Source organism: uncultured Campylobacter sp. (assembly GCF_938045465.1).
In the GTDB taxonomy this organism is placed as follows: Bacteria; Campylobacterota; Campylobacteria; order Campylobacterales; family Campylobacteraceae; genus Campylobacter_B.
Genome location: NZ_CALIBF010000076.1, coordinates 1 through 10175, shown reverse-complemented (window position 1 = coordinate 10175; position 10175 = coordinate 1). Strand labels below are relative to the sequence as shown.

Here is a 10175-nt window from a genome sequence, read left to right as displayed (position 1 = left end):
GCCTTGACCTCGCCGAAGTATTTACAGATGCCTTCAAATTTTAAAATTTCCATGTCATTCCCTTAATAGATTCGCTAAATTTGGATTCAGCGCCTTTTTGATCGGATAGTAGCTTGCCGCGAGCGCAAAAATCAGGCTCAGCGCGACCGCCGCAAAGAGGCTAATCAGCCTAAAATCCACGCTGCTTGAAAATATCAGATGCCCCAGCAAGATCGCGAGCAGGTATCCCACGAATACTCCAGCTAGCGAGCCTGCGACGCAGACGGTTAAAATTTCGCCCAGGATTAGGTGGAGTAAATTTTGTTTGCTCGCGCCGATTGCGCGGATGAGCGCGAACTCTTTGATGCGCGAAAGCAGGATCGAACTAAGGCTCGTGTTGATGCAGACCGAGGTGATCAGAAGGATCGTAATGCCGATAAGAAGCATCAAAAGCTTGATTTTGTTTAAGATGATGCCCTGAGTCTTGGATACCTTGCCTATCGGCGCGAAGCTCATCTGCGCGTCGCTTAGACTTTTTGAAATTTCGCTTAGCTGCTTAAAATCACCGCTTACGATCGCTTCGGCGTAATTTACCTGCGCAGGCTGATTTAAAATTTTTTGCGCCAGCGGCAGCGAGATTAGCAGCATGCCGTCCTCTTTCTGCCCGTCATAGACGATGCCTTTTATCTTTACCTTGCTCGTTTCGTTTGAGCCGATCGGCGTAATCTCGATACTATCGCCGAGTTTCGCGCCCAAAAGCTTGGCGAGATCTTGGCCGATGAGCGCGTTTTTATCGTCGAAATCCACGCCTATAAACGAGCCCTCTTTGAGATCCAAAAACGGCATAGTATCGCGCAGAGAGGAGAAATTTACGCCCATGATGATGCCTGAGTTGACGCCTAAATTTGCGCTGCCGAAAAGGTATTTATTCGCGCTTTTTAATGCCGGGATTTTAGCGAACTTCGCATCGAGCGCCGCTTCGTCCATATGGGAATTTTCTAAATTTGCGGGGCTCACGATTAAATTTGCGCCGTAGCTGTTTAGCTCGCTGGCGACCTTTTTATCGATGTCGGCGTAGATATTTACGAACGCGGCGCAAACTGCGCTGCCTAGCATGATCGCGACGAAAATCACGAAGCTGCGGATGCCGCTGTTGATGATACTTTTAAAGATCGCGCCTCTAAAAAACGCGCCGTTATTTCCTACCATAAAGCACCTCCGCAGGCAGTAGTTTGATTACTCCGCGTAGCGGCAAGATCGAGCCGATAATGCAAATAAGAAGTCCAAAGACGATGCTAAGCGGAAAGACCATCAGCGATACGCCGATAAAGGAGCCAAAAATTTGATACGCGATCGCCCAGCTAAGCGCGTAGCCCACGACTGCGCCCACGAGTGAGCTTGCTACGCAGATGACGAAAATTTCGGCGGCAAACTGGATATAGATCATAAAGTTACTTGCTCCCAGTGCCTTAAGCAAGCCGATCTCCTTTTTGCGCTTGTAAATTTCGCTGCTTAGCAGGCTCGTGATGCAGATGCTTGAAATCAGCAGAGATAAGATACTTACGACGCCCATTAAATTTTGAATTTTTTTCGTGATGCCGCTTTGAGCTTCGCTGACGCTAAGCACCGCCTTAGCAGTTGCATTTGGATACTCCTCGGTGATCTGATACGCAATGGAGCTTACGTAGGCTGAGCAATACCAGGTGTCGTATTCTGTGGCGTCTAGATTATCGAGGCTCCTTCTTGCCTTTACGGACAGATCGTCTTCAGGGATCGTCATGGCGCTAACTTCTGCCTTGGCGATGAGGCCCTCTTTGTGCGTTAGCTTTTGTACCAGCGATAAATTTGCGATCAGCTTTTTAGCTTCATCCTCCGCGCCGTGCAAAATCCCAACGACTTTAACCTCATAATCTCCAAGCTTAACCGTATCGCCGATCTTTAGCCCCAGCGCGTCTCCTGCAAGAACCTCGTCATCGGCGCCGTCTTTTACCCACTGTCCCTCTACGTTCCAAAACGGATAGAGCGAGCGCACACCAGATCTAAAATCGGGCTCGTCGCTAACGCCAACGTCCTTTTCAAAATAAGTTCCCACGACATCGTAATCTCCCGCGCGGGTAGTTAGAAACGGCGCAAAGGCGGTGATATTGTTGCGCCAAAAAATTTCTTTGATCTTATGCAGCTCGCTCTCTTTTAAAAAATCATCGTTTTTAAGCGGAGAGTATTCGCGCCCACCGATCTCGATACTTAGGCTTTGCGAGCGCGGTAGCACTACGATATTTGAGCCGTAGCTGCGTAGCTCCTTAGCGACCTCGTCGCCGATTTTTAGCGTGATATTTAGCATGCAAGCGATCAGCGAGACCGATAAAAATATGGTCAAAAACGCTAGAATTTTGCTATCCCTGGAGTTTAAAATGGAGGATTTGATGATGCGTAAAAACATTATTTAAGCTCCTTTAGCGTGCCGTTTTCATCTACATAGCGCTCGGGGTGCGCAGTGAAGGCGTTTGCATTCGATTCGCTTTCAAAAAAGTAGGTGCGTCCGTAGTAAAGATAGCTAAATTTAGAGGTGTTTAAAATTTCTTTTCTACTGACCGGATCGATCACCTTTTTATCCACGATCTCCGAGAAATAGGACGCGCCGTCCTCGATCGTCTTAAGTGCGATGACGATATTTTGCCCCTCTAGCTTATAATCTAGCGGGATTGGGTTGCAGCCGCCCAGCTTGCCGACGCTCGGCAAAAATATACGCACGTTGCAAGCGATGCAGATGAGCTCGTCGCCTTTTTTGATGTAGCCCATATCGCCGCAGATCGAGCACGCGTCAAAAACCGCGACCGGGGCAAATTTATCCGTGAAGCGGTTTAGTAGAAAAAACCTGACCTTGTGCCCGTCGTCGGTGACGTAGGCAAAGCGGTGCAGTTTGCCGTCCTTTACGATGTTTGCATCGATTATGAATTCCGCACCTTGCGGCTCGATGATCTTAGGCTCATCGATCGTAGGCGGTTTTGAAGCGACCAAGATATAATAAAGCCCCAAAAAGCTGATTAAAACCCCAAGCGATAAGATCAGGCTAAAATCTCTAAAAATGGCGAATCTGCCCGCCTTAACCTCTCTAAATTTTATAATGTCCGCTTCGCGAGGCACTCGACTTGGCGCACGAAATGCCGTAAGTAGCGCAATTAGCGCGGCTATAAGGCAAAGAGCTAGCGTCAGATAGGAGTTGTTGTAGTGGATGATTTTGGCGATGACGCTTAGAAATTCGGACGAGCCGATCGCGTTTGAAAGCCCTTCAAAGCCCTTCGCAGCTAGCGCTTTGGGCGCGTCTGCCTGGCGCAGATCAAGACCCAAAAAGCCGATTTTGGCGATAAAGACAAACGCCCACGCAAGGGCAAACGACGCCAGCCTCGCGCCTTTGCCGGTGCGAGCCAAAACCGCGCGGTAAATGAAATAGAATAAAATGAGCGCCAGCGCACCTAAAACCGCCATAAAGAGGTTAGTTAGGCTGAAGCTGTCCAGTAGCTCGCCGGAGAAAATTTTAAAATTCATCCCTATGAAGCGGTATTCAAATCCATACGCGCAACCAAGAGCAAAAATAACTGTAGCGGTAAGATAGAATCGCTTAAGCCTAAACGCAAACAGTAGCGCGAGCAGCGCTAAAAGTGCGAGCGCGTCAAATATAATCTTGCCTGTATCGGCGTTTGCCGAGCGCGCAAATGCGCTAAAGCACAGCGCCCCGAATGCAGCTCCTAAAAGCGCGGGCAAAAACGATGCGCCAATAAAGCGCCTGCCGCCCAGATACGCACTTAAAAACGCGAGCGGAAATAGAGCCAAGCTTATGTGATAAAAAAATATACTCATCAAAAATCCTCATCGAGCCTAATGCGCATAAATCGCCTATAATCGCTTAAATTTTAAAATTTTAAAATCTACGTCGTTTTGTAAATTTTAAAATTTCAAACCCGCTCGCAAAAATTTCGCAGCGATAAGAGTCGCCCGCAAAGAGAAATTTCGCCTCGCTATTGCTTTGGTTTTGTCTCACCCTCGCGACGCGCTAATTTTAAAATTTTGCCGCAGCTAAAAGATTCGTAAGCTTAAACGCATTAAAGCAAAAACGATACGTTTTAGCTACGGCGTAGCGATTAAATTTAAACGGGCTAAATTTAATCGCCTTAAATTTAAAGCGTGCGGCTAAACCCGATACCGCTAGGACTCCGCCGAATATGGATTTGGCGGATCTTGCTATGATTTACTCTTTAGGAGCGCCAGTGTATTGGAAGGTGTATTTAACCGAGAACGGCTCCCACCATTTGCCTACGCCTGTCGCTTTGTCCGCGTGGCGGCCGAATCCGTTGGCGCTTGGATTTTCGATGTTGTAGGTTAGCTCGTAGTTGCCTACACCGTTTACCATCTTGATATTGGCGCCGTAGTGAGGGCCGTCGCTAGCTACCATCGGCATGAAATTTCCCTTTTGAATCTTGCCGGTATCTAGGTTTTTAAGCACGTAAGCGATCTTTAGGTAAGGGATCCACTCGCCCTCGCCAAATCCGTTTGCGTTGCCTTTGATAGCGTGGATATCCGCCTCAAGGTGGATGTCTGCCTTGCTAGGAGCTAGATCGATGCCTTTAGGCTCCATATCGATAGGCTGAAGATAAACTGCCGCGATCTCCATTCCATTTTGCTCAATCGGCTCTCCGATCGGATGTTCTCCTGCCATTGCTATAACAGAGGCTAGGCTTAGTGCCAACATACCTGAAAAAATCTTTTTCATCTTTTCTCTCCTTATTAAGATTTGTTTTTTTGCTTATTTTTTAAGATTAAAATTCCTACGATTAGAAGTACGATCATCACCGCTTGCGGCACGAGGCTCTGGACGTAAGGATAAAATCCGATCCACGTAATCGTTGGAAGCCCATCAATAACGGTAGGCACGAATACCTTGCCCTCGACTAGCTCTATCACGCCCTTGCCCACAAATACGACGGACATATAAAATATGATGACCGATGTAGCGATGAAAAATGGCTTGATAGCGATTTTAAGCGAGAATTTTTTGATGACGATATAAACTATGATAAGAGCCGCCAGACCCGCTACAAAGCCTGCTGCTACCATGCTGGTAGCTGCCGGACTTTTAGCATCGAAAAGTAGCGCCAAATAAAATAGCACCGTCTCTGCGCCCTCGCGATAAACCGCTAAAAATACCGTCCACCAAAGCATCTTGCTATCGCCCGAGCTTAGGCTGTTTGAAATTTGACCTTGGATATAGGCGCTCCACTTTTTGGAGCTTGCATTTGAAAGAAGCCAAAAGCCCACGTAAAATAGCAGCACCACGGCGATTAACATCACCGCGCCCTCCATCACTTCGCGCGTTTGTCCTGCATTTTCACTACCGAAGATATAATTCAGCCCGTAAGCCGTAGCGATACTTAGCACAACCGCTACGCCAAGAGCGCTGTAAACGATATTTAGGTGCTTTGAGTTGCCGGATTTTATAAGTAGAGCGATGACTGCGGCTACGATAATGAGCGCTTCAAATCCTTCACGCAAGATAATGATAAACGCGTATAAAAATAGATCCCAATTGCTTGATTTCTTCGTTAGCTCTAGGCTTTGGGTGAGCTGATCAAATAGCTTATTTTGCGCCGCTACGATCTGCTCTTTGGAAGCGCCCGCGCGCATAAGAGCTGAAATTTTATTAAAACTTGCTTCGGTGTCTAGCTTAAGCTGAGTATTTTTAGCACCGACGATATTTTCCATGCCGCTCTCTTCGTATTCATCAAAGTAGATATTACCGCTCTCGTCGATCGCATCATCAACCTTGCCGCTCTCGTAAAGCTGCAAAACCTTAGCCATCTTATCCTTGATATTTTGCACAATCGGCGTAAAATCCTTGCCTTCATCTTCGCTAGTATCGCTTTGTGCTAACGCAGTCTGCGGCGCTATGGAGTAGCTTTCTTGCGGCAAATCATTTACGGCTTTTAATGCTAGATTATCTAGGGCGTTTATCGCTTCGTCAAATTTTGATTTGTCCGTATCTGCATCCTCGCGCAAGAGATTTCCGATAATTTGCTGGATTGATTGATCGGTCTGAGATGAGACATATTTTCGCACTGCCTCCTCTAGACGTTCGTTGCGGTAGATATCAAATTTAGCGCGATTTAGCGCAGCTTTTAGCGCAGCAGTGTCTTTTTTATCAAACGCAGCTTTAGCGTTATCCAGCTCAGCTTTAAATTCCGTATAAACGCTCATCCACGGCGAAGTTGTACCAGATGCTGCGGAATTCCCGCCTGAGGCTGGCGCAGAAGTGCTGCCATCGCCTCCGTCTTGATACTCGGCTACGAGACGATGACCAGATTCGATCGCAGGCAGAACCTCATCAATCTCGCGATTTAGATTATCGATCATAGCTTGGATCTCATTTAGAGGCTTTTCGGCTTTGATCGCTTTACGAATATCGCCGAATTGCTTCTCCATATCGTAGGATTTTTTCTGTCCCAAATTTATGCGGATGCCGGCTTCTAGATTTTCAAAATGCCCAAAATACGCCTCTTGAGTTATCTTTCTAGCCTCAGAATTATTACCATCGACATAAAGTTTGATCGCTTGAGCAAATTTCTCTTTTATCGTCGCTGCTTCGGCGCGATAATCCGTATCTGCAAAAAGCATAGCAAGCGGAAAAATTAGAGCTAAAACCGCAAATTTAAAAAATTTCATCTGAACCTTCTTGAGTTGAATTCATACATTAAATTTCAAAATTGAGTGGCAATTATATGTAGAAAAATCTTAAAAAGTAATAAAAAAAGCGGTTATCATAAAGCACGAAAGCGGCTAAATTCTCAATTGCAAGAGCTTTTTGATAGATAGAATTTAATAGAATTTAGGATATGGCGGAATTTTAAAAGGCAGTCGGATTTTGCTCCGACTGCTAAAATTTTAGTGAAGTTTCGACCAAATTTTACTTTTCCAAAGACCTGCAAAAACAGAAAGGATCAAGAAATAAATCATAATATTTATGGTTGTAGCTTCACGCTCGGCTTTTTTGCTATCGCCTACGTCAGCTAGATATTCCACGACCTTGGCTTCAGCGTTTTCGTTCAAGCCTACGCGCGGCATCGAAGTGCCTGGAAGCTTCTTTTGCGTATCATTGATAAACTCGTGCAGATAGTTGGCGCCCTTAGAACGGATCATCATCGAAAGATCAGGAGGCGTCGAGCCCATATACGCAGCCAAGCTAGCCTTGTCGCTGGATGCAAAGAGCTTATCATATTTGACGTCGTGGCATCTTAGACAAGCATCCTCAAAAACCGCCTTGCTTAAAAGGAATTTTTTCTGCGCTTCGTCTAGTTCTGTGCCTTGCTTGATGCCGCTAGCAGCAGCTTCAGAGGCGATTAGTTTATCCTCGCTAGGAGCGAGCGATTTTAGATAGGCTACGATATCGGCGATCTCTTGATTTAGATCACCGCCCGCACCGAAAAACCCGGGCATCGGAAAAGGCTTTTCGTCGCCAAATTTCTGATCTAGCTTAAGAGCCATGATCGGATCTTTGATGAGTGCAGCTAAGAATTTATCGGTGTATAGATAGCCTGCGCTGCTAAGATCCGGAGGATTGACGCCGTATGCGGCACTAGCGCTTGCCGCGTCCATAGGAGCGGGGATATTTGCACTTTTTACTCCATGACATGCGGTGCAGCCTGCATTTGTAAAGGTTTCGGCGCCGCGCACGGCATCGCCTTTGCTAAGATCGATTTTATTTATCTCATCCCAAAAAAGCACCGTTTTGTCTTGTTGCTCTTTCGCGCTGGCTAGGGCTTTTTTAGAATTTTTTATCATCGTCTCATCCCCGCCCTTTTCAGCTGCGGCCAAAGCGCTTTCTGCTGCAGCTACGTTATGCGTGGCTAAAGCCGTATCGTCTGCTGCAAAGTCATAATTTACCGGATCGGTGTGCGGACTGAGCTTAGTATGAGCATAAGGCTCGATAAACCAGTATAAAATTCCTACGCAAAAAAGCACTAAGATTAGGGTTCTTATCTCTTTCATGGCTAGACCCTCTTTCTTTCTGCGATTGTAATTAGCGGAAGTACCACGACGAGCAATCCGATATAGATGATCGATAGGGCAAAGCCCCAGTATTTATTTTCGATACCGAGCTCCGCGCCGTCTGCAGGGAGCTTTCCGAATAGGCTAAGCAGAATCATGTCGATTACCAAAACCCAAAACCAAATGAAAAACGCTTTGTTTTTGTGCGCAGGCGCCACTACACTGCTGCGATCAAATAGCGGTATGAAAAATAGCGAAACTCCAGCGAAGGCAAATGCGATAAGTCCGATGTCAGCAGCCTTAAGCGGTCCTACGTCGAAGTAAAATCCGCGCAAAATTTCATACTCCCAGAGAAAGTACCATTCTGGATAGATATGCGTCGGGGTTTTGAGGCTGTTTGCCGGCTCGAAATTTATCGGATCCATCGCAAAATCGAAATGAAAGCCCACCAGATAAAAGAAAAATATCATAAAGATACTGACGTAGAAAAAATCCTTCGCCAAAAAGCCGGGCCAAAACGGAATTACCTTGCTTTCGCTAGTTTTGCCCTGCAGATACTTCTCGCCCTCGAGCTCAAAGTCAATCTCCTCGCCGTCTAGGTTATTTACATGCGGAAATCTAAGCGAATAAAAATGCACTGCCAGCACCGCAACCACCACAATAGGCAGCAAACAGACGTGAAGCATAAAAAATCGCGTCAGCGTCGGATCACTAACAGCATAATCGCCGCGAATCCATTCGACTATTGCATCGCCCACTACGGGAATTCCGCCGAACAAATTTGTAATAACCATCGCTGCCCAGTAGCTCATCTGCCCCCATGGAAGCATATAGCCACTGAAAGCCTCCGCCGAAAAGATGATGAAAAGCAGCATTCCGCTTACCCAAATCATCTCTCGTCCTTGCTTATACGAGCGGTAATAAATAGCTACTAAAGTATGAATGTATAAGATCAAAAATACAACTGATGCCGATACCGCGTGGATATGACGCCATAGCCAGCCGTATTCGACCTCCTTCATAATCGTGAAATTTACGCTATCAAATGCTAAATTTACATCTGGCTTATAATACATCACGAGCATTAGTCCACTAACGAACAAAACTATAAATAGCGTCATCAAAATAACGCCCATCGCCCAAAGGAAGCTGATATTTTTAGGAATCCAATACTCGCTTACCATCACCTTGAAAAATTTCGTTACGGCGAGCCTTTGGTCGAACCAATCCCAAACTCCCGTAGCTTTTCTTATATGTGCCATCTGCGCCTCCTATGCTTTCTGCTTTAGGGCTTGGTATTCGGGGCCCTCTTCGCCTAAAACGAGTTTCGTTCCGTCGATTTTAAAGGGCGGTATATCCATAGGACGCGGCGGCGGACCGAATACGTTTACGCCGTTAGCATCGAAAATCCCGCCGTGACATGCACAGATAAACTGCTGCGTCGATGGCTTGTAGCTAGGAATACAGCCTAAATGCGTGCAAAGCCCGATGCAAAGCGTGTATCTAGCATCCCCTACGACGACGTCACGGGCATCATTTTTGGGCATATCAGCAGTCTTTTTAAGCACGAAAATCGGCTTTTTACGCCACTGTGTTTGATACAGCTCGCCCTCTTTGATCGGACTTAGATCTACCGTAGTGACGCCGGCAGCGCGCACGCTAGGTAGCGGATCCCACGATTTCTTCATCCCCACGAGTGCGAAAACGCCACCCACAGCGGCAACCGCGCCGAAAGTAAGCCCGATAAAGCCTCGTCTATCCTGTTTTAGATCAGACATCTTTATCCTTTCAAATTAAGAAATTGACAAGCGTCAATTTTAGCCAAATAAAGATTAAATCAATATGATTATAAGCAGAAATTTAGCTTAATCTTGCAAGCTAAATTATATTTTAAGATAATTTTAATGCCTGGCGAGGCGTTTTCGCAGTTTAAAATTTTATAAATTTTTCCAATTTTATTATATTTTATAACATGGCGCGAAATTTAAAATTTTAAAATTTTGTCACGCAAGAATTGCTGCAACAAAGGCGTGAAAAATTTTAAAATTCGACGCCATAAATAAAATTTCATAAAGCACGAGATTTTAAATTTAAAAATGAGCATAGAATTTATAAAATCAAATTTTAAAATTTCACTGCTCAGTCATGGCGGCAGTAGG

General features: G+C 45.8%; 8 protein-coding genes. All 8 read right to left on the bottom strand.

Going from position 1 to position 10175, the window contains the following annotated elements; all coding sequences use genetic code 11:
- Nucleotides 1-54 precede the first annotated feature (54 nt).
- The 8 genes from Q0413_RS03680 to petA all read right to left on the bottom strand — a co-directional run bounded on the left by Q0413_RS03680 (nucleotide 55) and on the right by petA (nucleotide 9794).
- Nucleotides 55-1188 (bottom strand): FtsX-like permease family protein, encoded by a 1134-nt coding sequence (locus Q0413_RS03680; protein ID WP_298987417.1) that lies wholly within the window; start codon nucleotides 1186-1188, stop codon nucleotides 55-57.
- Nucleotides 1175-2419, bottom strand: coding sequence for an ABC transporter permease (locus Q0413_RS03675; protein WP_298987414.1), 1245 nt, complete (start codon nucleotides 2417-2419; stop codon nucleotides 1175-1177). The genes Q0413_RS03680 and Q0413_RS03675 overlap by 14 nt, the downstream gene beginning before the upstream one ends.
- On the bottom strand, nucleotides 2419-3837 hold the full coding sequence (locus Q0413_RS03670; protein ID WP_298987412.1) for a Fe-S-containing protein: 1419 nt from the start codon (nucleotides 3835-3837) through the stop codon (nucleotides 2419-2421). The genes Q0413_RS03675 and Q0413_RS03670 overlap by 1 nt, the downstream gene beginning before the upstream one ends.
- Nucleotides 3838-4225: 388 nt before the next feature.
- Nucleotides 4226-4747: an iron transporter gene (locus tag Q0413_RS03665; RefSeq protein ID WP_005869331.1), complete on the bottom strand. Its 522-nt coding sequence runs from the start codon at nucleotides 4745-4747 to the stop codon at nucleotides 4226-4228.
- Between the two features lie 14 nt (nucleotides 4748-4761).
- Nucleotides 4762-6693 (bottom strand): FTR1 family protein, encoded by a 1932-nt coding sequence (locus Q0413_RS03660; RefSeq protein ID WP_298987409.1) that lies wholly within the window; start codon nucleotides 6691-6693, stop codon nucleotides 4762-4764.
- Between the two features lie 219 nt (nucleotides 6694-6912).
- The gene (locus Q0413_RS03655; RefSeq protein WP_298987407.1) at nucleotides 6913-8016 is read right to left on the bottom strand and encodes a c-type cytochrome; all 1104 of its coding nucleotides are present in this window, start codon (nucleotides 8014-8016) and stop codon (nucleotides 6913-6915) included.
- Nucleotides 8017-8018: 2 nt separating this feature from the next.
- Entirely contained in the window at nucleotides 8019-9278 is a 1260-nt protein-coding gene (locus tag Q0413_RS03650; RefSeq protein WP_298987405.1) for a cytochrome bc complex cytochrome b subunit, read from the bottom strand.
- 9 nt (nucleotides 9279-9287) lie between these two features.
- Nucleotides 9288-9794 (bottom strand): ubiquinol-cytochrome c reductase iron-sulfur subunit, encoded by a 507-nt coding sequence (petA, locus tag Q0413_RS03645; RefSeq protein WP_177387024.1) that lies wholly within the window; start codon nucleotides 9792-9794, stop codon nucleotides 9288-9290.
- Nucleotides 9795-10175: the final 381 nt, after the last annotated feature.